The organism is Nocardiopsis sp. NPDC058789 (assembly GCF_042745575.1).
Taxonomy (GTDB): domain Bacteria; phylum Actinomycetota; class Actinomycetes; order Streptosporangiales; family Streptosporangiaceae; genus Nocardiopsis; species Nocardiopsis eucommiae.
Genome location: NZ_JBHYOW010000026.1, coordinates 27,474 through 48,389, shown reverse-complemented (window position 1 = coordinate 48,389; position 20,916 = coordinate 27,474). Strand labels below are relative to the sequence as shown.

Genomic DNA, 20,916 nt, shown 5'->3' with positions numbered 1-20,916 from the left:
CGGACCCCGCCGATCTCCTCGGGCAGGGAGGTGGTCGCGGCGGCCATGACCCCGCCGGTGGGGGTGCACAACCCACGCAACGTCAACGCCGAACGGGCGGCGAGGACGTTCTCCGTGCGCGGAAGGTCCAGGTCCCGCACCCACGAGGACCAGTGGAGGGCCGCCTGCTCCTGGCGCTCCGCCTCGGTGCGCTCCTCGGCGGCGAGGGAGTCGGTGCCGCAGCGCAGTTCCAGCACCACGGGCCGTTCCGACCTCGGGTGGACGGTGGCGCGGGCGACGTCGTCGGTGCCGTCGTGGTCCACGCGCCACTCCACGCCGGGGGAGCGCAGGACCATGGGGAAGTCGGCGCCCTGCACGCGCAGGCCCTCGGGCTCGACGGTGATGCGGATGGGCGCGCGGCCGAAGTCGGGGCGCGGGGCGAACTCGACGGTGGCGGGGGTGACGCCGCCGATCACGCGGACGAGGTCGGTGCGGCCGGGCTCGGTGTCGTGGGCGAGGTAGTCGGTGACCTCCAGGCGGGACCAGCGGGTGCGCACGGTCATCGTGCCCGGCAGGTAGCGCTGGCCGAGGGGGAGCCCGCCGTGGGCGGGCGAGATCGCGAAGACGCCCGCCTGGCGGCCGCCCAGGACCTCCGCGAACAGGGCGTGGGAGTCCGGCTCGGGGTGGCAGAACCAGAGCAGACGCGCGTCCGGGCCGACCAGGGCGACGGACGCCTGGTTGGACAGCATCGACATGCGCTCGATGGGCGTGGGGCGCTCCCCGAACACCCAGGAGCGGCGCTCGGTGGCCAGGAGGGAGAGCAGGGACGCGGCGGTGGGGGTGTCCGGGACGCTGTGCGCGGCCTCGGTGGTCTCCTCACCGACCCGCACGCCCGCGTCGGCCCCGGCGTGCAGGTTCACGAACACCGACTCCTCGCCCTCGCCGCCGCCGATGTAGAGGATCGCGGTGGCCTCGACCTGCTCGCGGAGGAGTTCGAGGGCGGCGGACTTGTCGGCGGGCGGCGCGTCGGGGCCGGTGCCGGGGTGTCCGGGGTCGATGGTGAGGTCGGTGTCGAACTCGGTGCCGTAGGCGCCGACGAGGCGGACCTCGGCGGGCAGCCGGGAGAGGGCGGCCAGGTCACGCAGGGGGCGCGCGGAGATCACCGCGCACACGGTGCCGGGCAGGTCCGCGAGGTCGCGCAGGGCGCGGACGGCCTCGGGGAGCGGGCCCCGGTGGGTGGAGTCGACCGGGGCCAGGGCGCCGTCGTAGTCGCAGGCCACGAGCAGGCGTGAGGTGCGGGCCAACGCGGAGACGCGCTGCCGGACGTCGAGGGGCATGGTCTCCAGGGTCGTGTCGGTTGGTCCCTGCGGGACCGCCGGAGTCGCTCTGACCACCTGGGTGAGCGTCACGTTGCCTCCTCCACTGGTCCATTACCGACCTGGGAAATAGGTGAGATGTAGGACTCCGCGCGCATGTGTCCGGATCACCCGGGTCTCGTAGGGAGAACGTAGACCAGGTGGGCATGGCGCGGGATGAACTTCGCGGGCCTTTGAGTAGACCTAAAGAACATTTGGCATTCAAACGGATAAAACGGTCATCCGTGCTGTTCTGTAAAAGATCAGGTGCCTCAGAAGTCAACGCGAGACTACCTGCGACCTACACGTGCGCGTGCACGTGAAGGGAGTGATGCAGATCACGCATAGGTGAGGGGGTCGGACACGTCGAACCCCGCCCCCGGGCCGTGGAACGGGGTCCACGGCCGGTGGACGGGGTGCGCGGAGGACGGGGAGTGATCGGGGGTGCGCCGAAGCGCCGGTCAGGAGCTCGACGACTCCCATTCCGGCTTGCGGAGGTGGTGGACCCACGCGGGCGGGATGTTGGCGAACACCTTCTCCGAGCCGATTCCGTAACGGTCCAGCCAGTCCTGCACCACCCAGCTGGTCCGCGCCTGGCGGAGGTAGTCCTCGCGGCGGGCGATCACCGCCTTGACCTCCTTCGTGTACAGGTACCCGTAGAAGGAGAGCGTCCCGCCGGGGCGGAGCACGGTGAAGTAGTAGTCGAGGATGCCGCGCACGGTGTCGGCGGTGAAGTTGGCGAACGGCAGGCCGGAGACGATCACGTCGTAGGTGCGGTCGGTGCCCATCTCGTCCACGAGACAGGCGTGCACCTCCGCGCTGTCCGCGATCGGTGACATCACCGGATCGGTCTCCAGCAGGTGCTCCACGTAGGCGGCGAACTCCGGGTTGGCCTCCACGAAGTCCACGGTGTCACCCGGACGCATGGCCGCCGCGATCCCGCGGCTGATGGCGCCGGTTCCGGCACCCGCCTCCAGGATGCGCAACGGCTCGTCGGGATCGGGTCGGTGGCGGATGTGCTCGGCCATGGCGTGGGCCAGGGCGCTGCTGCTGGGCACGATGGAACCCGTCGCATGGAAGGTGCGCAACGCCTGGCTGAAGAAGAGTCTGGTGTCACGCAGACGTTCCTCCAGCCTGAGGGCGGCCAGGGGTCCGGTGGGGCTCTGGGTCTCGGACATGACTGAACGCTAACGCGTCGGTGTGTCCCAGGGGAGACCGCGCGGCCGTTTGTCCCGGAAACACCGCGTGGCCATCACCACCACCGGAACGGGAACCGGGGGCGCCTGAGCCGACCGGGCACGGCGCCACGGCCTACCCTGAGGGCATGAGCGACGCCGCCACGACCCCCGGACCCTCCCATCCCCGGACCGCACTGGTCACCGGGGCCTCCGGCGGGATCGGGGAGGAGTACGCCCGGCGCCTCGCCCAGCGCGGCTACGCCCTCGTCGTGGCCGCGCGCCGCCACGACCTCCTGGACGAGCTCGCGGAGCAGGTCCGGGAGCGGTACGGAACCTCCGTCGAGGTCCTGCCCGCCGACCTCGGCACCTCCGAGGGCGTCGCCGCCGTCGCCGCCCGCCTCACCGAGGACGGCACCGGTGAGCTCGCGCCGGTGGACCTGCTGGTCAACAACGCCGGGCGCGGCGACGGGGGGACCTTCACGGACCAGGACCCCGCCGAGATCGACGCCATGATCGACCTCAACGTCCGTGCCGTCCTCCACCTGGCCCGCGCGGTCCTGCCGGTGCAGATCGCCCGCCGCGCGCACGGGTACACGGAACCGCTGGGCGTGGTGAACGTGGCCTCGATGGCCGGGGAGATCCCCGCCAACCCGGGCGGATCGGTGTACGGCGCGGGCAAGAAGTTCGTGACCCTGTGGAGCGAGAGCGTCGCCGCCGAGGTGCGCAGGCACGGCGTCCAGGTCACCGTGGTCCTGCCCGGCTTCGTGCGCACCGACATGACCCGGGGCGTCCAGGAACAGGGGATGCCCGCCTTCGCCTTCGTCCCCAAGGAACACATCGTCCGCGACTCCCTGGCCGCCTGGTCCGCCGGGCGCCCGGCGGTCATCCCCGGAGCCCAGTACAAGGCCGCGGACGGCATCCTGCGTCTCCTGCCCCGCCCCCTCGTCCGCGCCGTCGCCCGCCGGATGGCCTGACCTGGGTCTCCCACATTCTGAGACATTCGGTCCCCGGTTGGTCACGGGCCGTCGGTTGCGCCTACCCTGGTACCGCACTGCCGGTCGAAGAAAGAGACCATGAAGACCTTCGAAGAGCTGTTCGCCGAGCTGTCAGAGAAGGCACGCTCCCGCCCCGAGGGGTCCGGGACCGTCGCCCAACTCGACGCCGGCGTCCATGCCATCGGCAAGAAGGTCGTCGAGGAGGCCGCTGAGGTCTGGATGGCCGCCGAGTACCAGTCGGACGACGAGGCCGCCGAAGAGATCTCGCAGCTCCTCTACCACCTCCAGGTTCTGATGCTGGCCCGTGGCCTGCGCCTCGAGGACGTCTACAAGCATCTGTAGGCCGGAACCCCGCGCCCCTCACCGGGCGCGTGCGCGGACCGGCCCACCGGACGTCCCCGAACCACGCCAGAACTGACAAGGAACCCGTCATGCCCGACATGCTCCGCATCGCCGTGCCCAACAAGGGCCAGCTGTCCGAACCCGCCGTCCAGATGCTGGGCGAGGCCGGGTACCGGCAGCGCAAGAGCAGCCGCGACCTCGTGCTGGTCGACCCCGACAACAACACCGAGTTCTTCTTCCTGCGCCCCAAGGACATCGCCGTCTACGTCGGAGAGGGGATCCTCCAGGCGGGGATCACCGGCCGCGACATGCTGCTGGACTCCGGCGCCCCGGTGGACGAGGTCCTGCCGCTGGGCTTCGGCGGCTCCACCTTCCGCTTCGCGGCGCCCGGCGGCGGCACGATGAAGGTCTCCGACCTCGACGGCAAGCGCGTCGCCACCTCCTTCGACGGCCTGCTCCGCGCCTACCTGGAGGAGCGCGGCATCGACGCGCGCGTCATCCACCTGGACGGCGCCGTGGAGAGCTCCGTGCAGCTCGGGGTGGCCGACGCGGTGGCCGACGTCGTCTCCACCGGCACCACGCTGCGCAACGCGGGGATGGAGACCTTCGGCGACCCGATCCTGGTCTCCGAGGCCGTCGTCATCCGGCCCACGGACGCCCCCGAGGACCGGCAGATCGACCAGCTGCTGCGCCGTCTGCGCGGCGTCCTCGTGGCCCGCGACTACGTGATGATGGACTACGACGTGCACGCCGAGAACCTGGAGGCGGCGGTCGCCCTCACCCCGGGCATGGAGGGACCGACGGTCTCCCCGCTGCACCGTGAGGGCTGGGTCGCGGTCCGTTCGATGGTGCCGCGCAAGGAGGCCCAGCGGATCATGGACGACCTCTGGCAGCTCGGCGCCCGCGCCATCCTGGTCACCGACATCTACGCCTGCCGCCTCTGAGCGCGACCCCGCTCAGCCGGGGGCGACGGTCAGCAGGGTCTCGTCGCCGTCGGCGGCGTCCGGGACGGTGACGTGCAGGACCCGCCGGGTGTCGTCCCAGCGCGACGTCCAGCCGTCGTCCCCGGCCGGGGTGTCCACGGTCAGCTCGTACCCGGCGCCGAAGACGTCCTCGGGCAGGTACAGCTCGGTGGACCCCGACGCCCCGTTCCCGGCGTAGCGCACCGTCAGGGCCCCGGTGGCGTCGTCATGCCGCAGTTCCCGGGGCTGGCCCGCCACCGCGCGCGGGTAGGCCCGGTTCATGACGTGGGCCAAGGGGCCGGGGGTGAGTTCGTCACCCTCGGCCCGGTCCTCCCAGGGACCCCACCCGTCGTGGTCGTTGGACCAGTAGGCGCGCCCGGCCGCCATCGCCTCGGTCTCCTCCAGCATCCGGCCGACGAACTCCGGAGCGCCCGCGCCGGACATGTCCAGGCCGAACTCGCCCAGCACGATCGGTGCCTCCAGGCGTTCGCCCACCACCCGGACGTTGCGGGACCACAGGTCCACGCTGGCGTCGATCCGCTCCCGGGCCCCGCCCGCGTAGGGCTGGCCCAGGTCCATGGGCAGGGCGTACATGTGCGGGGCGTAGACGATCCTCGGCTCGCCCTCGCGGGGGTCCTCGATCCGGGGCAGGAACGAGGGCAGGCCCCAGTTCACGCCCACGGCCTGGCCCTCCACGAAGATCCATGTGTCCTGGTCGACCTCCCGGACGCGCGCGACGGACCGGCGGTAGAGCTCCGCGAGGGGCCCGGCCTCGAAGTCGGCGCCCTGGAGGCTGCCGCCGAAGGGTTCGTTCATGAGGTCGTAGCCGATCACCGCCGGGTGGCCGGAGAAGCGCTCGGCCACGTGGCCCCAGGCGTCGGCGTAGGCGTCCATCAGTCCCGGGTGCTCCCCGGTGGTGCCCCAGAAGTGGTCGAAGGAGCGCACGACCCCGGGCTCCAGGTAGACCAGCTCCCACATCTCCCGGCTCTCCACCCGCAGCCCGTCGTCGTGGGTGGCCCACTCGGGGGCGCCGTTGCCGGAGTGCTCCTCGGGGCTGGTGTGGCGGCCGTACAGGTCCTGGTGCATGTCGAGCAGCACGTGGTACCCGCGGTCGGCGTACCACTCCACGCGCTCGGCGACGGCGTCCAGGTACTCCTCGTCGTAGACGCCCTCCTCGGGTTCCAGCGCCTGCCACTGGATGAGGAAGCGGACGAAGTTGGTGCCCATGGCGTCGTACTCGGCCTGGACGTCGTCCTCCGTGATCCACGGCAGCCGGTCCGGGTCGCCCTTGGCCGACCCCGACGTGTTCAGGCCGTGGAGGAAGAGCGCCCTGCCCTGGTCGTCGGTGAGGTACCGGGTGGGCCCCGGTTCGTGCGCGGTGGCGGCGGCGGTGAGGCCACCGGCCGCCAGCACGAGCGCGGCCAGGGCGGCGGTGACGAGCCTGCGGTGCAATCTCGCTCCTGGGGGGAGGGTGACTCCGGGAGGTGTGCGATGAGACCTGGGTCACTATCATGCAAAAGGTGAATGTTATTCGCAACAGCCCCCCGGCCCCCCGCCCCCTCCTCGTCCCCGGCGTCGCCGGGGCCGCGACCCTCGTCCCCTGCCTGCTCTTCGGGAACGCCGCCTTCCTCACCTGGCTGGGGTCCCGCGCCGCCTGGCTGACGCTGCCCACGTCACTGGGCGTCCCCTTCGCCTTCCCGAGGCTCAGCCTCACCACCCTCGTGGGCCAGCCGGGCTGGCACCTGGCGACCGAACTCCTCGCCGTCGCGGTCCTGGCCGCCGTCACCGCCCGGCGGGTCCACCGGGCACGCCGGGCCCGCCCCGGGGCGAACGCCTGGCGGACCCTGTTGTCCGCCTGGTCCGGAGTGGCCCTGGGGCTGGCACTGGCCAACGCCCTGCGCGCGTCCGCCGCCGTCCTGGCCGTGGGCGCGGGCCCGGCGGCCCTGTTCTCCTACGCCCTCGCCGGAGCCCTGACGGGCCTGCTGTGGGCGGTCTGCCTGGGATGGGTGTGCGCCGTACCGGCGGCCCTGACCCACCGACTCACCCGCCCGGAGGCCGTCACGCACTAGGGGCGAGGCGGTCGGACGCCTCCGCCCGTGGGGGGCCGGTCCCGGACCCGGGGAGGGTTCGACCGTGTCCGTCGGGGGATCAACCCCTCTCGTCCCCCACGGAGAGCAGGTCCTCGGTTGAACCCCGATCCGAGCTTCCTTCCCGCCTGGGCCCCCTGGGTCCTCGTCGTGGCGACCACCGCCCTGGTGACGTTCGCCGTACGCACGCGGGTCGCCCCCGAGAGCGGTTACGCCCGGGGGCAGGCCCACCGCGAACGCCTGCTCGGCATGGCGCCGTTCTTCTCCGAGCGCCGCCGAAGGGCGGCCCGCGCGATCCGTGCGGGCGAACGAGTGAGCGATCCGGAGCTGGGCCGGGTCGTCTACCTGCTGGCGTGGGAACGCCACTGGTACACGTTCAACCCCTGGCAGCCGCGCGGGATCGGTTCCCTGACCGTCGCGATGCTGGCCCTGTCCCTGGTCGGCGCCGCCTTCGCCACCGATCCCGACCTCGGGACACTCGCGGGGGTGCCAGCCCTCCTCCTGGCGGCGTACGCGGTCTACGAGACGGCGGTTCCCCGGCGACGGGCGGCCGAGGCGATGGCGGCCCACCGGGGGCATGGAACATCCGAGGACCCGTCACCGGGAGTCTGACCCTCCCGTCGGCGCTCAGGCCCCGGGCTTCTCCTGCCTGGGGCGGGACTGGAGGGCGGCCCAGATCAGGGGCACCTGGAGCGGGACGCGGCCCCAGGCGACGGCCCGGTTGTCCGCCACGGAGGGCAGGCGTCCGGAACCGGAGTCGAGCGCCATCCGGACGTTGGCGGGCCACACGGCCAGCAGCAGCGCCGCGCTGGCCGGTCCGGCCCACCTCCGGCGGGTCAGCAGTCCGGCGCCGCAGACCAGCTCGGCCACGCCGCTGCCGTACACGAACGCGCGGTGCGCGGGCAGCCGACGCGGCATGATCGCCTCGAACGGCCGTGGGGCCGCGAAGTGCAGCACCCCCGAACCCACGAACATCGCTCCCAGAGCGAGCGGGGCCGCTCCGCGCAGCTTCTCCAGGCGTTCACCCATGGACATACACACTCCTCACGTGACGCGCCGGAACCCAACCTACTCGTGAGTCAGGCGGAGGCCCCCACCGGCCCGCCGAACCGGATTCCACCGGCCCGACGCGCGGGGAACGGGCACAATGTGGGTCATGAACCAGCCAACGCGAGACCCCGAAGTCGAGGCTGACTCCGTCACCCTGGCCAGAGTGACGGGTGAGACCGGCGGTGACCTGGTGCTGCGCCGGGTGGGCGCGCACTACGAGATCTACTCCAACGGACTCTTCCTCATGGACACCCGCGACGGCACGTCGGAGCGGGAGATGGTGCGCGCCAGCCTGGCCGCGCTTCCCCCGGGCCGTTCGCACGCCCGTGTGCTGGTCGGCGGGCTGGGCGTGGGCTTCTCCGCCCGCGAGGCGCTCGACAACCCCCGCGTCTCCCGAGTGGACGTGGTGGAGCTCGAACCGCAGGTGATCGCCTGGCACGAGGACGAGCTCGGTGAGGCCGCCGAGTACGTCCACCGCGACCCCCGCTGCCGTATCCACAACGCCGACATCGTCGCCTGGATCGCGGAGGCCTCCGCCGCCGACCAGCCCGGCCGCTTCGACGTCATCTGCCTGGACACCGACAACGGACCGGACTGGACCGTGGTCGAGAACAACAACCGCCTGTACGAGGCGGCCGGGCTCGAACAGCTGACCCGGCTGCTCACCCCCGGCGGGGTGCTCTCGTTCTGGAGCGCCAACGCCGTGGACAGCTTCGAGGCCCTGCTGCGGGGTCGCTTCGCCACGGTGGAGGCCGTGGAGGTGGTGGTGGCCCGGGGCGTCCCGGACATGGTCTACCTGGCCTCCGACCCCCTCTGAGGCGCGGTCAGCCCTGGTTGCGGGACATGTAACGGGCGAACTCCTCCAGGGAGATCCGCTGGTCCCCGTCTCCGTCCATCGCGCGCACGACCTCGGCGGCCTGCTCGTCGGTGGTCTGGTCACCGAGGTTGCGCATCAGCGCGGCCAGCTCCTGGGCGGAGATGAGGCCGTCGTTGTCGGTGTCCACGAGGGTGAAGGTGGCGGCGTACTCGGTGGTGTCGGCCATCGGGGGCTCTCCGGTTCCTGCTGGGGAAAGGGCTCGCGCCAGGCTACCGACGGACGCCGCGCGGGGCCACCGGCAGGTCCCCGACCCGGAACACGCGCGAGGGGCCGCGCCCGCCCACCGGGCGGGACACGGCCCCTCCCAGGGGTCGTTCCGGGGATCAGTGTGCGTTCGTGGAGGCCTTCGAGCCGACCCAGCGGGCGACCACGGTGAAGGCCAGGACCAGGACGAACAGGCACAGCGCGGCGCCCCAGGCCCGGTCGATCCCGGCCTCGAAGGGCTGCGTGGCGCCCCGGTACAGCTGCATCGGGACCGCGCCCTGCGGGTCGCCCTGGAAGGTCGTCACGACCAGGCCCGTGCCGAAGGCGGTGAGCAGCAGCGGCGCCGTCTCACCGATGCCGCGCGCGATCGCCAGCATCGAACCGGTGGTCAGACCCGGCGCGGCGGCGGGCAGCACCGTGTGCACGATCGTCTGCCACTTGCGCGCGCCCAGGCCGTAGCTGGCGTTGCGCATCTCGTTGGGGACCAGCCGCAGCATCTCCTCCGAGGACCGGGTCACGATGGGCAGCATCATCACCGCGATGGCCACCGCGCCCACGAAGGTGCCGAAGCCCATGCCGCCCCAGCCGATCACCAGCAGGCCGTACACGAACAGGCCCACGAAGATCGAGGGGATGCCGGTCATCACGTCGGTGAAGAAGCGGATCGCCGAGGTCAGGCGGTTGGGCCCGTACTCCACGATGTACACGGCTGTGGCGATGCCGAACGGGATCGACATCAGGACGGCCAGCGCCATGATGTACAGCGTTCCGAAGAACCCGGCCGCGTAGCCGCCGCCCTCGCGCCGGGGCGGGGGCTCGACCTGCGTGACGAAGTCCAGGTTGACCACGCCGATGCCGCGACGGGTCACCTCGAAGACGATGAGGACCAGCGGGATCATCGCGACGACCATGGCGGCGGTCAGGACGACGGTGGCGCTCCGGTCCTTGAAGCGCCGGAAGGAGGAGCCCGGGGGGCGCTGGCTCAGGGGGGCGTGCCTGCTGGGGGGTGTCGAGGTCAGGGTGCTCATACGGCGGCGTCTCCCGTCATGCGTCCCAGACGCCAGACGATGACGCGGGCGAGGATGTTGACGATCATCGTGACCAGGAACAGGGCCACACCGATGGCCATCAGGGCGGTCCTGGACTCGGGGGTGGCCTCGCCGAAGGTCGCGGCGATGTGCGAGGCCATGCTGCTGCCCGTCCCGAACAGGCTCGCGCCCCAGGACTGGGATCCGCCGATCAGCATGAGAACGGCGATGGTCTCGCCCAGCGCGCGGCCCAGGCCGAGCATGGCGGCGGCCACGATCCCGGAGAAGCTGGCGGGCAGGACCACGTTGCGCAGGACCTCCCAGCGGGTGGAGCCCAGCGCGTACGCCGCCATCCGCTGCTCGACCGGGTGCACCGCGATGACCTCGCGGATGATGGCGGTCATGATGGGCAGGATCATGATGGCCAGCACGATCCCGGCGGACAGGTAGCCCACCCCGCGGATCGGGCCCTCGAAGAGGAAGAACCAGCCGAGGACGCCCTCCAGGAACTCGAAGAACGGCCGCAGCACGTTCGGCAGGAACCAGTGCAGGCCCCACAGGCCGAAGATGACGCTGGGGACCGCGGCGAGCAGCTCCACCGTGTAGGAGAGCGGCTTGGCGATCCGACGCGGCGCCATGTGGGTGAGGTAGAAGGACACCATGATCGCCAGCGGGAGCGCGATGACGATGGCGATGGTCGCGGTCACCAGGGTGCCGTAGATGAACGGCCAGGCGCCGTAGGTGCCGGTGATCTCGGACCGCGAGTTGCCCGACTGCCACTGCTCCCCCGTGAGGAAGCCGAAGAAGCCCTCCTTCGCGAAGACGGGCCAGGCCTCGGTGGTGGTGCGCAGGACCATCAGGGCCAGGATGACCAGGACGATGGTGCCGCAGGACGCGACGGCCCACTTGAAGAGGGGGTCGGCCATCCTCCCCTTGCTCGACCTCAGCGTCGTGCCCCGCCGGGGATCCTCCGGGGCCGGGGCCTCTGGGGCCTCAGTGGACATGGTGCTTCTCCTCTTGATGGCTTTCGTGGGAGTGGGAGATGCGGTGGCGCCCCGGTGGGGGCAGAGGGGCGGGGCCGGGGCGCTCCGGCCCCGGCCCCGGTGAGGGCTACTCCTGGGAGTCGTCCTCGGCGTTCGCGTCGGCGTCGGCCTCGGTGTCGCCGCCGCCCTCGTTCTCGGAGTTGGTGCGCTCGATCTCGGCGAGCACGCGCTCCTTGAGCTCGTCACCCAGCGGGGCGTAGCCCAGCTCCGCGACGATCTCGTTGGCGCCCTCGTCGGTCAGGGCCCAGGTCCAGAAGTCGATGATCGCGTCGGCCTCGGCCTGCTCGTAGCCGCAGGTGTAGGTGAAGATCCAGTTGGTACCGGCGATCGGGTAGCCCGCGCCGCCGATGCCGTCGATGCTGAACCGGAAGTCCTCGGGGATCTCCGCCTCCTCCGAGGCGGCCGTGGTGGACTCCAGGGTCGGCGCGATGGGCTCGCCGTCCGCGTTGATGACGTGGGCGGAGGCCAGGCCGGCCTCCTGCGCGAAGGCCTGGTTCACGTAGCCCACGCCGCCCGGGTTCTGGCTGATGCCCTGGGCGACACCGTCGTTGCCCTGGCCGCCGACCAGGCCGGGGGCCCAGTCGATCTCGCCGCCCGAGCCGTACTCGTCGGCCCACGAGTCCACCTCGGTGGAGAGGTAGTGGGTGAAGACCTCGGTGGTGCCGGAGCTGTCCGAACGGTGGACCGGGATGATCTCGTCGTCCGGCAGGTCCATGTCCGGGTTGAGGTCCGCGATGGCCGGGTCGGTGTACGAGGTGATGTCGCCGGAGTAGATGCCGGCGATGGTCTCGGCGTCCAGGACCAGACCGTCGAGGTCGGGGTTGTCGAAGGCGATGACGACCGAGCCGAACACGACCGGGAACTGGAGGGCCTCGCAGCCGCGGCCGTCGGCGGCGGTGGCCAGGTCCTCGTCGGTCAGGTAGCGCTCGGAGGAGCCGAAGTTGACCGTCTGCTCCAGGAACTGCTCGATGCCGGCGCCGGAGCCCACGCTCTGGTAGTTGATGCTGACGCCGGGCTGCACCTCCTGGCTGTAGGTGTGCATCCAGTCCTGGAAGAGCGGGTCGGGGAAGCTGGCCCCGGCACCGGTCAGCGAGGCGCTGAGGTCCCCGCCGGAGGCGGAGTCGTCCGCGCCGTCGGAGCCGCTGCCGCACGCCGTGGCGAGCAGGGGGATGGCCGCCAGGACGGCGAGCTTGGAACGCCCGTTGCGCATGTCGTGGTTCTCCTCGTTGAATGACCGCTGTCGGGGCTGACGTGAAACGACACTAGGCGCGTAGAAAGTCGCGGTGTCATCGAAATAGAGGCGGTTGGGTAGAAGAACAGTGAATGCCAGGTGAATGGGGGTTACTGTTTGATAACGGGCGCTGTGTGCGGGGGTGTGCGCGGTGGTGTGGGCGTTCCTCGGAGGTCCGCTCGTGTCCGCTCTGAACTGCTGTGATGGGATCGTTTCCGAGAGTGCTGTCGGTGTCGGTGATGCAGGGGGAGACAACTTCGCATTCTTCGGACGTCACCGTTTCGTGGGCTTCGGTAAAAGGTGACGCGCACATGAACGTCGGGCCACTCCGGCGTCGGCCGGAGAGGCCTCGAAAAAGTGCGCGATCTCCTTTGTCCGCCTACCCGGCGCTCGTCGTGTCCAGCCGGTAGCCGATGCCCCGGACCGTGTGGATGAACCGGGGCTGGGCCTCCGAGTCACCCAGCTTGTGACGCAGGCGCCGGATGTGCACGGCGATCGTGTTGTTCACCGGCGGGAGCGGCTTGCGCCAGACCTCGGTCCACAGCTCCTCCCTGCTGACCACCCGGCCGCTGTGCCGGAGCAGGAAGTCCATGATCCCGAACTCCCGCAGCGCCAGATTGACCGGCTGGCCGTCCACGAACAGCCGGTGCCCCAGCGCGTCCAGCTCCAGGTCGCCCGAGCGCAGTGCCACCGGTCCGCCGGGGGCGGATGACGGGGCGGTCTCGCTCCCCGGAAGCGAACCGCGCAGCAGCGCCGCGAGCTCGGGGATGCGGTAGGGGCGGTTCACACAGGCGGTGGCCCCCGCCGAGAGGGCCCGCATCGCCCGCTGCGAGTCGCCCGCGCCCACCCCGATCAGGATCGGGATGTCCATGGCCCGGCGCGTCACCCGCACCAGCGTCTCCAGGTCCACCTCGGGCGGGGCCGCGTTGGTCAGCAGGGTGTCCGGCCGCACCATCCCCACCCGGAGCAGGGCCTCGGCACCGTCCACGCACACCGTGATGTCCACGTCGTGTCCGCTCAGCGAGAGCACCAGCTGGTGCGACTGCTCGGACTCGGGCTCCACCAGCAGGACTCTCAACGGACCCTCCGTGCGCCGCGTCGTCTCGTCGTCCGGCGCGCCGGTGGGCGGGGGGACCGGTGCGGAGCGGGTGAGCGCGGGCATGGGCGGGTCCAGTTCGTCGAGAGCTACGGGGGCGGGTGGAGCTCGACCGGCCGGTCTACCCGAAGCGGCCCGAGATGTAGTCCTCGGTGCGCTGGTCGGAGGGCTTGCTGAAGATCGTCGCGGTCTCGTCGTACTCCACGAGGCTGCCGTAGCGGTCGCCCGCGTCGTCCACGCTGGCGGTGAAGAAGGCCGTGCGGTCCGAGACGCGCGCCGCCTGCTGCATGTTGTGGGTGACGATGACGATCGTGTACTCGGCCGCCAGCTCGTACATGAGGTCCTCGATCTTGAGGGTGGCGATCGGGTCGAGCGCCGAGCAGGGCTCGTCCATGAGGATGACCTCGGGGTTCACCGCGATGGTGCGGGCGATGCACAGGCGCTGCTGCTGACCGCCGGAGAGGGCGAAGGCGCTCTCCTTGAGCTTGTCCTTGACCTCGTCCCACAGGGCGGCCTTGGTGAGGGTCTCCTCGACCAGGTCGTCCATGTTGCCGCGCGTCCCGTTGATCCGGGGGCCGTAGGCGACGTTGTCGTAGATGGACTTGGGGAACGGGTTGGGCTTCTGGAAGACCATCCCGATCCGGCGGCGTACCTCGATCGGGTCCACGTCGGAGGCGTACAGGTCCTCACCGTGGTAGGTCACCCGGCCCTCGACCCGCGCGCCCGGGATGAGGTCGTTCATCCGGTTGAGCGTGCGCAGGACCGTGCTCTTGCCGCAGCCGGAGGGGCCGATCATCGCGGTGATCTGGCGCGGGCCCACCTTCATGTCCACGTCGCGCACGGCCTTGTTGGACCCGTAGTGGATCGACAGGTCGCTGATGTCGAAGACGGGGTCGCCCAGGCCGGGGACCTCGCGGTTGTACCGGACGGTGTCGGGGGCGATGCCGCGGCCGGACTCGGTGCCTCGCGGGGTCGCGGTGTTGCTGACAGACATGGGGCCACTTCCGGTTCGGACGGAGCTCGGTGTGCGTGAGGGGATGAAACCCGCGGAGTGCGGTCGATTCCCATGCAAATATGTCCGCGTGAAGCCAGGGTGAACGAACCCCGTGGCCAAGATGAACGTGGGCGGTGGAGTAGGAAGCCCCCGGTGACGTTCGGGTGTCCTCCCCGGTCGGAGCGGTCACGGGCCCCGGACCGCCCCCGCACACGAACGCCCCGACGCCCGTGCCGGTCGTGGCACGGTCGTCGGGGCGGTCGACGCTGGGAGGGTCCGCTACTGGGCGGAGCCCTCGCCCTGCTCGGAGATCTTCTGCTTGACCTCGTTCATGTCCAGCTCCCGGGCCTGGGTGATCAGGCTCTCCAGGGCCTCGGAGGGGAGGGCACCCGGCTCGTTGTAGATGACCGTCTGGTCGCGCACGATCATCAGCGTCGGGATCGACTGGATCTTGAACTCGAAGGCGAGCTCCCGCTGGGCCTCGGTGTCGACCTTGGCGTGCACGATGTCCGTGTGCTTCTCCGAGGACTTGTCGAACACGGGGGCGAACTGGCGGCAGGGACCGCACCAGTCAGCCCAGAAGTCGATCAGGACGAAGCTGTTGTCCTTCAGCGTTTCCGCGAAGTTGTCTTTGGTGAGTTCGACGGTGGACACGTGGTCTCCTGCTCTTCGTTCGTTGTTGGTGTCGACCGGTGGCCAACTGCCATCCTCTTGGGTGCTACAGCGGTCGTGCCCACTCGTTTGTTCCACATGCCTCGGAGGCGGTGCGCGCACGCGCCGCCGACCGGTGGTTTCCGACACAACGCGTGTTGTCGACCTGTTTGGGAGGAAAGGGCGAACACGGTTAGTGTCGGCCTGCGGGGCACGGGTTCATTGTCGTGACCAGAGCTTCCGTTGTGGGTCGAACGCCGAAAACCGGGGGGACCGATGAGCTCCGAGGCGCCGGGGGACGAACAGGGCGTGGACTACCGCTTCACCCTCGCCAACGAACGTACCTTCCTGGCGTGGATCCGGACCGCGTTGGCGTTGCTCGCGGGTGCGGTCGCCGTCCTCCACCTGCTGCCCCTGGGCTGGGACGAGGCGCCGCGCACCCTGGTGGGACTGCTGCTGGCCGTCCTCGCCGGGATCGTCACCGTGTACGCGCCGCTGCGCTGGTACCGCGTGCAGCGGGTGATGAGCCGGGGCGAACCCCTCCCGATGAGCCTGCTCCCGCTGGTCACCACGTTCGCCGTGGCGGCGGTGTGCCTCCTGGTCCTGCTGGGGAACCTGCTGTGAGACCCCGGGAGGTCCGTCGGGACCCCGGCCTCCAGCCCGAACGCACCCTGCTGTCCTGGCAGCGGGCGCTCATCCTGCTCGCCGTGGTGGGCCTGGTCTACCTGCGGGGGCCGCTCGACCCCGCCTCCGGCGTCGTCCCGGAGGTGGCGCCCGCGCTCCGGGCGGCCGTCATGGCCTTCACCCTGCTGCTGGGCACCGGCCTCGGGCTGCACCTGTGGCTGCGGTGGCGGCGCACCGAGTACGGGCTCCGGGAACCGGGGACGGGGCGGGCGCCGCTGAGTGTGGCCCGCCCGTGGGCGATGGTCCTGCTCAGCGCGGGCGTCCTCGTCCTGACCCTGGTCGTGGTGGCGACCGTGCTCCTGCCGTGAGCGCGCCGCCGGAGTCGCGCTGTTCTCCGTGAGGCGGGGGCGGGGCCTCGTCGGCGTCGTCGCGACCTCCGTCGGGACCCGTCCCCGCACGGAGGGGAGACGGACGGGAGGGGCCGGGCGGCGGGGCACCCGGGGGACGACCTCCCGTCAGTGGTTGTCGCGGCCGTCGCGGGACCGCGGTCCCGCTGGCGCGCCCCTAGGCCGGGGCGGGTGCCGGGACCGGTCGGTCCGAGCGGCGGTGCTCGATGATGGACCCGATGATGGCGTCGAGGTCGCGCGTGGGCTCGTAACCGATCAGCCGCCGGGCCAGCGAGGTGTCCGGGTACCGGCGCTGCATGTCCTCGTAGCCCTCGCCGTAGGCCTCCTCGTACTCCATGTAGGTGACCGCGCTGCCCGAGCCGGTCAGGCCCACGACCCGGTCGGCCAGGCCCCGGATCGACACCTCCTCGTGCCCGCCCAGGTTGACCGCCTGGTTGTGGGCCTCGGGGGTGTCCATCAGCCGGGTCATCGCGGGCACCACGTCGAACACCGAACCGAAGCAGCGGCGCTGGTCGCCCGTCCCGTAGACGGTGACGGGCTCGCCGGACAGCGCCTGGTCGACGAACCGGGGCACGACCATCCCGTATCTGCCGGTCTGCCGTGGGCCCACCACGTTGAAGAAGCGGGTGATGACGCAGGGCACGCCGGACTCCGCGCCGTGGACGTAGGCGACCAGCTCGTCCAGCCCCTTGGCGGCGGCGTAGGACCAGCGGCTCTTGGTGGCCGAGCCGTAGATCCGGTCGGCGTCCTCCCTGATGCCGTCCGCGTCGTTCTTGCCGTAGACCTCGCTGGTCGAGGCGACCATGTACGGGACGCGGTGCCGGACCGCGGCCTCCACGACGTTCTCGGTGCCGTGCAGGTTGATCCGCAGCGAGCGGAGCGGGTTGTCGACGATGTTGTAGACGCCCACGGCGGCGGCCAGGTGGAACACGGTGTCCGCCTCCGAGACGAGCCGGTCCACCAGGTCCCGGTCGAGGATGTCCCCCTGGACGAACCGGAAGGCGGGAGAACCCTTCAACTGGGACAGGTTGGACAGCGACCCTGTCGAGAGGTCGTCCAGGACGGTGACCTCGTGTCCCCGGGCGACCAGGTGGTCGCACAGGTGGGAGCCGATGAACCCGGCTCCACCGGTGATGACGGCCTTCATGGTTTTCCCTCCACTACGGGTGGTGCGGGCGTTCCGCACTTCACGGGGGTGGGTTTCGTGTGACGGGTGGGGGAGCGGTGAGTTCGCGCCGTGCGTCCGGTCAGGCCAGGTGCCGCAGGACGTGGTAGCCCTCTCCCAGGGCCACCCCGGCCTGCATGCCCCGGAGGACCGCGAGGCTGCGCAGGGTGAGTTCCGAACGCGTGTGGGGGTGCTCGTGGCTCTGGGAGCCGTACAGCTCCATGGCCTGGAGCTTGGCCTCCAGGTCCGCGTCGGAGAGCTCGACGATGAGGTTGGGGGAGTCCACGGGCTCGGACCGCCACTGGTCGGCGGCCTCCTCGTAGGAGAGCACCAGGGCGGGGTGGTGGCGCAGACCGGTGTTCGAGGGGCGCAGGGCGGTGTGCACCGCCTCCGCCACGGCCTGGTGGTCCTGGTTGTAGCTCGTGCGGTGCGGCACGAGCACCACGGTGGGCCGCAGGAGCGCGATCGAGAGCGGGCTCTCCCGCTCGATCAGCCGCGTCAGGTCCACCCGGGGGAGCGTGTCCAGCCGCAGGTGGTGCTCGTCGCCGGGCAGCGCCATGTGCCAGTCGTCCCAGCGGAAGTGCTCCGCGACCTTCTTGATCTCGGTGTGGCGCTCCTCGGCCGTGGAGAAGCCCTTCGGTGACTGGTCGGCGGTGTCGCCGACCGTCAGGAACTGCACGAAGACCTCCGCGCCCGCGCGCTTGGCCTTGTGCATCAGGCCGCCGCAGCCGAGGGTCTCGTCGTCGGGGTGGGGGGAGTAGACCAGGAGGCGCTCCTGGGACCAGTCCGTCGTCATGCGGGTTTCCCGTTCTTTGCCGAAGTGGGGCGATCTGTCGCCGCCCGGGCCGCCGGGCCCACCGCGCCCGCTGGCTCGGGTGGACGGTGCCCGCGCTCGCTGATCGGTGTCAGTCGCGGGCTCGCGCCTGACGGAGCACGCCCAGCGCGTCCGGTCCGGCGTTGAGCAGGAGGTCGATCGCCGACAGGCGCGGCACGAAGTCGTCGGAGGGGCCGCGCGTGTGCTGCCGGTACACCGGATGGCGGAACTCCTGCCACTCGACGGCGACTCCGTAGCGGCCCAGGACCGCGGGGTCCAGGTAGCCCCGCGCGCCGTCGCCCGAGAGCAGGGTGTCCGCTCCCGCCTTGGCGCAGATCTGGGCCAACAGCTCGCTCTTGTGCCCGGGGAAGTCCCCGAGCTCGCTCGCGCGCAGGACGGGTGTGTCGATGCCGAATCCGCGTGTCAGCAGGCGCGTGGTGGCGATGGCGAGGTCCGCGAGGTCGTCCCACTCCGTTTCGTAGAGTCGGGCGATTTCCTCCCGGTAATCGGCCCAGAAGGGTGCCTTGCGGTAACAGTGTTCAGAGAGTGCTCTGAAGTGCTTGCTGCGCCATTTCTGTGATTTGTCTATTTTCTTGTCGCGGATGAGCTCGTCGCGGCTCCCTTGGGCGACGGGCACGGTAAGCAGCACAGGATCACCGTGCCCCGCGACGTAGTTTCGGTTCTGCCAACCCCGACGTTCGAACTGAACCGTGTCAAGCATGATGAAACGGTCGGAACGGTCGATCTTGTCGATCAGCCCCAGCCAGGGCCAGTAGTGCGGCTGGTGGACGGCCACGCGCACGCGCGCGTCGTCGTCACTGGTCAGGGCGGTCCCTCCGGGGGCGGATCCCGGGTCGCCGTGCGCGGGATCTGGCGCGGGGGATCGTGGCTCGCCGATCACGCCGGGCGTTCTCCTTAGCTCGTCGGACGGACGACGGGGATTTACCGAAACCCCATGCGTCCCCTCAACCGGGGGTGGCGGTCACCCCCGGGCACCTCGTCGCAAATATCTTCTAATGGGTACCACCTCACGCAAGCCCATGTATACGATTTGCGTGGCCTACATAGGACGCGAACCCGGGTGAACCCGTCGTCCGCGTAAGGCGTCAACCCAACGCCGACTTTGTGGTTTCATGTCGGTCCGAAACCGAGGACATTCGAAGGGTCCCAGGGCTGTGCGTATCGTGCGTTTCATCGGTGGGCTGCTCACCGGGCTCATCGCCCTGGTGCTGGCCGCCGCCCTCTTCGTCTACTGGTTCGACTTCGCGTCGTCCATGGCCGCGGCCGCCGGACTCGGCGCCCTCGGGTACGTCTTCCTGTGGATGGCCTTCGGCCTGAACCTGCTGCTGTGGACCGTGGTCGGCCTGCTCAGGCTGGCCGAGGACGGGGCGCGCGCGGCGCTGCGCCGACGCCCCGAGGGCCGGCGCGCGAGCGTCGCCGGGAACCGTGAACGGCGACCCCTCCTCGTCGGCGCGGGCGGCCCCGGGAACGCCGAGGCGCTGACCGGCGGCGAGACGGCCGGGTCCGCCGAGGGGGGAACGGTCGACACCGTGACCCCGGGCGGCGGCCCGCTGGTGGCGGAGACCCCCGGGGACGCCACCCTCGCCGTCATCATCCCGGCCCACAACGAGGAGCCCGTGATCGGCGCCGCGATCTCCTCCGCCCTGGGCCTGTTCGACCGCTGGGACGTCTACGTCGTCTCCGACTCGTCCGGGGACGCGACCGCCGACATCGCGGCGCGGACCGGCGTGAACGTCCTCGAACTCCTCACCAACCGGGGCAAGGCGGGGGCCATCGAGGCGGTCATCGAGGAGTTCTCGCTGACCGAGAACTACGACGGTGTACTGATCCTGGACGCGGACACGGAGCTCGACCCGGGGTACGTCGAGGGTGCCAGACGGCAGCTCAGGGACCCGGAGGTGGCGGCCGTCGCGGGCTTCGTCGTCTCGGAGTGGAAGCCCGCGGAGCGGGGCCTGGTCGGACGGGTCATCTCGGCCTACCGGGACCGCCTGTACTTCATGCTCCAGTACCTCATGCGTTTCGGGCAGACCTGGAAGCGCACCAACGTGGCCTTCATCGTGCCGGGGTTCGCGAGCGTGTACCGCAGCCGGGCGCTGAGGGAGATCACCGTCAACCCCCCGGGGCTGGTGATCGAGGACTTCAACATGACCTTCGAGGTGCACCACAAGCGCCTCGGGCGGGTCTCCATGCGGCCGGACACCAAGGCCTACAGCCAGGATCCGTTCACGTTCCGGGACTACCGCAAGCAGGTGGGTCGTTGGACCCTCGGCTTCTGGCAGACGGTGCGGCGGCACAGGGTCTGGCCGAGTTTCTTCTGGGTGGCCCTGGCCCTGTACATCGTCGAGGTCGTGCTGGTCTCGGCGCTGTTCCTGGTGACCGTGGCGATCGCGCTGTTCGTGCTCCTGGGCACCTTCGCCGGGGAGGCGCTGACCGGGGTGCCGTTCCTCTCCGAGGGGTTCACGGCGGTCACGGCGTTCCTGCCACTGACGGCCCTGGCCATCGGCCTGCTCGTGCCGGACTACGTGCTCACCTGCGTCATGACCATGGTGCGGCGGCGGCCCTCGTACCTGTTCTACGGGCTGTTCTTCTTCCCGATCCGGATCGTGGACTCCTACCTGGCCCTGCGGATGATCCCCAAGGCCTGGACCGCCAGGTCCGACGGCCGGTGGAGCAGCCCCACCCGGGTCTCCCGGCGGGACCCCGGGTAGCCGCTTCGACCTGCGGAAATGTGAGATTCTCCGAGCATGACCACCCCAGGGGCCCGCCGTGCCGGACACCGCTTAGCCTCGATGGAGGGGACCCGACCCTCCTCG

Annotated in this window: 23 protein-coding genes; 9 read left to right on the top strand and 14 right to left on the bottom strand. The window is 70.8% G+C overall.

All coding sequences use genetic code 11. The features are described from left to right. Positions 1-1,388 (bottom strand): trehalase-like domain-containing protein (locus tag ACFW3L_RS25345; RefSeq protein ID WP_378747475.1); only part of this gene is annotated, 1,388 nt, incomplete at its 3' end. A 407-nt stretch (positions 1,389-1,795) separates the two neighbouring features. Continuing rightward, the gene (locus ACFW3L_RS25340; protein WP_378747471.1) at positions 1,796-2,512 is read right to left on the bottom strand and encodes a class I SAM-dependent methyltransferase; all 717 of its coding nucleotides are present in this window, start codon (positions 2,510-2,512) and stop codon (positions 1,796-1,798) included. Between the two features lie 146 nt (positions 2,513-2,658). Here ACFW3L_RS25340 and ACFW3L_RS25335 point away from each other — a divergent pair, with 146 nt between their 5' ends. The 3 genes from ACFW3L_RS25335 to hisG all read left to right on the top strand — a co-directional run bounded on the left by ACFW3L_RS25335 (position 2,659) and on the right by hisG (position 4,793). Then, positions 2,659-3,486, top strand: coding sequence for an SDR family NAD(P)-dependent oxidoreductase (locus tag ACFW3L_RS25335; RefSeq protein WP_378747468.1), 828 nt, complete (start codon positions 2,659-2,661; stop codon positions 3,484-3,486). Positions 3,487-3,585: 99 nt separating this feature from the next. Then, complete coding sequence (locus ACFW3L_RS25330; protein ID WP_211715077.1) at positions 3,586-3,849, top strand: phosphoribosyl-ATP diphosphatase; 264 nt, start codon at positions 3,586-3,588, stop codon at positions 3,847-3,849. Between the two features lie 89 nt (positions 3,850-3,938). Then, positions 3,939-4,793, top strand: a complete 855-nt coding sequence (gene hisG, locus ACFW3L_RS25325) for an ATP phosphoribosyltransferase (protein WP_378747458.1) — start codon at positions 3,939-3,941, stop codon at positions 4,791-4,793. 12 nt (positions 4,794-4,805) lie between these two features. Here the strand turns inward: hisG and ACFW3L_RS25320 are convergent, their stop codons facing one another. Then, positions 4,806-6,263, bottom strand: a complete 1,458-nt coding sequence (locus ACFW3L_RS25320; protein ID WP_378747451.1) for a cellulase family glycosylhydrolase — start codon at positions 6,261-6,263, stop codon at positions 4,806-4,808. Between the two features lie 59 nt (positions 6,264-6,322). Here ACFW3L_RS25320 and ACFW3L_RS25315 point away from each other — a divergent pair, with 59 nt between their 5' ends. After that, complete coding sequence (locus tag ACFW3L_RS25315) at positions 6,323-6,880, top strand: hypothetical protein (protein ID WP_378747447.1); 558 nt, start codon at positions 6,323-6,325, stop codon at positions 6,878-6,880. A 117-nt stretch (positions 6,881-6,997) separates the two neighbouring features. Beyond that, positions 6,998-7,510, top strand: a complete 513-nt coding sequence (locus ACFW3L_RS25310) for a hypothetical protein (protein WP_378747442.1) — start codon at positions 6,998-7,000, stop codon at positions 7,508-7,510. 15 nt (positions 7,511-7,525) lie between these two features. Here ACFW3L_RS25310 and ACFW3L_RS25305 read toward each other — a convergent pair whose 3' ends face one another. Then, a complete protein-coding gene (locus ACFW3L_RS25305; RefSeq protein WP_378747439.1) occupies positions 7,526-7,933 on the bottom strand; it encodes a DoxX family protein in 408 nt (135 codons plus the stop codon). 112 nt (positions 7,934-8,045) lie between these two features. Here ACFW3L_RS25305 and ACFW3L_RS25300 point away from each other — a divergent pair, with 112 nt between their 5' ends. Then, positions 8,046-8,765 carry a spermidine synthase gene (locus ACFW3L_RS25300; RefSeq protein WP_378747434.1) on the top strand — a complete coding sequence of 240 codons (720 nt, stop codon included), beginning with the start codon at positions 8,046-8,048 and terminating at the stop codon, positions 8,763-8,765. Between the two features lie 7 nt (positions 8,766-8,772). Here ACFW3L_RS25300 and ACFW3L_RS25295 read toward each other — a convergent pair whose 3' ends face one another. From ACFW3L_RS25295 to trxA, 7 genes are all read right to left on the bottom strand, one after another. Then, positions 8,773-8,991, bottom strand: a complete 219-nt coding sequence (locus tag ACFW3L_RS25295; RefSeq protein WP_378747430.1) for an EF-hand domain-containing protein — start codon at positions 8,989-8,991, stop codon at positions 8,773-8,775. Positions 8,992-9,148: 157 nt separating this feature from the next. Then, the gene (pstA, locus tag ACFW3L_RS25290) at positions 9,149-10,057 is read right to left on the bottom strand and encodes a phosphate ABC transporter permease PstA (protein WP_378747426.1); all 909 of its coding nucleotides are present in this window, start codon (positions 10,055-10,057) and stop codon (positions 9,149-9,151) included. Continuing rightward, on the bottom strand, positions 10,054-11,061 hold the full coding sequence (gene pstC / locus ACFW3L_RS25285) for a phosphate ABC transporter permease subunit PstC (RefSeq protein ID WP_378747421.1): 1,008 nt from the start codon (positions 11,059-11,061) through the stop codon (positions 10,054-10,056). Before pstC ends, pstA begins: the two co-directional genes overlap by 4 nt. 106 nt (positions 11,062-11,167) lie before the next feature. After that, a complete protein-coding gene (pstS, locus tag ACFW3L_RS25280) occupies positions 11,168-12,310 on the bottom strand; it encodes a phosphate ABC transporter substrate-binding protein PstS (protein ID WP_378747414.1) in 1,143 nt (380 codons plus the stop codon). A 400-nt stretch (positions 12,311-12,710) separates the two neighbouring features. Next, on the bottom strand, positions 12,711-13,493 hold the full coding sequence (locus ACFW3L_RS25275; RefSeq protein ID WP_378747410.1) for a response regulator transcription factor: 783 nt from the start codon (positions 13,491-13,493) through the stop codon (positions 12,711-12,713). Between the two features lie 55 nt (positions 13,494-13,548). Then, a complete protein-coding gene (gene pstB / locus ACFW3L_RS25270; RefSeq protein ID WP_378747393.1) occupies positions 13,549-14,421 on the bottom strand; it encodes a phosphate ABC transporter ATP-binding protein PstB in 873 nt (290 codons plus the stop codon). Between the two features lie 279 nt (positions 14,422-14,700). Continuing rightward, positions 14,701-15,075 (bottom strand): thioredoxin, encoded by a 375-nt coding sequence (trxA, locus tag ACFW3L_RS25265; RefSeq protein WP_378747387.1) that lies wholly within the window; start codon positions 15,073-15,075, stop codon positions 14,701-14,703. A 273-nt stretch (positions 15,076-15,348) separates the two neighbouring features. On the opposite strand from trxA, the gene ACFW3L_RS25260 reads away from it, so the two are divergent. Together ACFW3L_RS25260 and ACFW3L_RS25255 are read left to right on the top strand one after the other, a co-directional pair. Next, positions 15,349-15,696: a YidH family protein gene (locus ACFW3L_RS25260; RefSeq protein ID WP_378747380.1), complete on the top strand. Its 348-nt coding sequence runs from the start codon at positions 15,349-15,351 to the stop codon at positions 15,694-15,696. Beyond that, complete coding sequence (locus ACFW3L_RS25255) at positions 15,693-16,064, top strand: DUF202 domain-containing protein (protein WP_378747375.1); 372 nt, start codon at positions 15,693-15,695, stop codon at positions 16,062-16,064. The genes ACFW3L_RS25260 and ACFW3L_RS25255 overlap by 4 nt, the downstream gene beginning before the upstream one ends. A 196-nt stretch (positions 16,065-16,260) precedes the next feature. Here the strand turns inward: ACFW3L_RS25255 and ACFW3L_RS25250 are convergent, their stop codons facing one another. The 3 genes from ACFW3L_RS25250 to ACFW3L_RS25240 all read right to left on the bottom strand — a co-directional run bounded on the left by ACFW3L_RS25250 (position 16,261) and on the right by ACFW3L_RS25240 (position 18,908). Then, positions 16,261-17,250, bottom strand: coding sequence for an NAD-dependent epimerase/dehydratase family protein (locus ACFW3L_RS25250; protein ID WP_378747370.1), 990 nt, complete (start codon positions 17,248-17,250; stop codon positions 16,261-16,263). Between the two features lie 100 nt (positions 17,251-17,350). Continuing rightward, the gene (locus tag ACFW3L_RS25245) at positions 17,351-18,064 is read right to left on the bottom strand and encodes a PIG-L deacetylase family protein (RefSeq protein WP_378747360.1); all 714 of its coding nucleotides are present in this window, start codon (positions 18,062-18,064) and stop codon (positions 17,351-17,353) included. Positions 18,065-18,173: 109 nt separating this feature from the next. After that, the gene (locus ACFW3L_RS25240) at positions 18,174-18,908 is read right to left on the bottom strand and encodes a WbqC family protein (protein ID WP_378747478.1); all 735 of its coding nucleotides are present in this window, start codon (positions 18,906-18,908) and stop codon (positions 18,174-18,176) included. Positions 18,909-19,257: 349 nt separating this feature from the next. Here ACFW3L_RS25240 and ACFW3L_RS25235 point away from each other — a divergent pair, with 349 nt between their 5' ends. After that, on the top strand, positions 19,258-20,811 hold the full coding sequence (locus ACFW3L_RS25235; protein WP_378747354.1) for a glycosyltransferase family 2 protein: 1,554 nt from the start codon (positions 19,258-19,260) through the stop codon (positions 20,809-20,811). Positions 20,812-20,916: the final 105 nt, after the last annotated feature.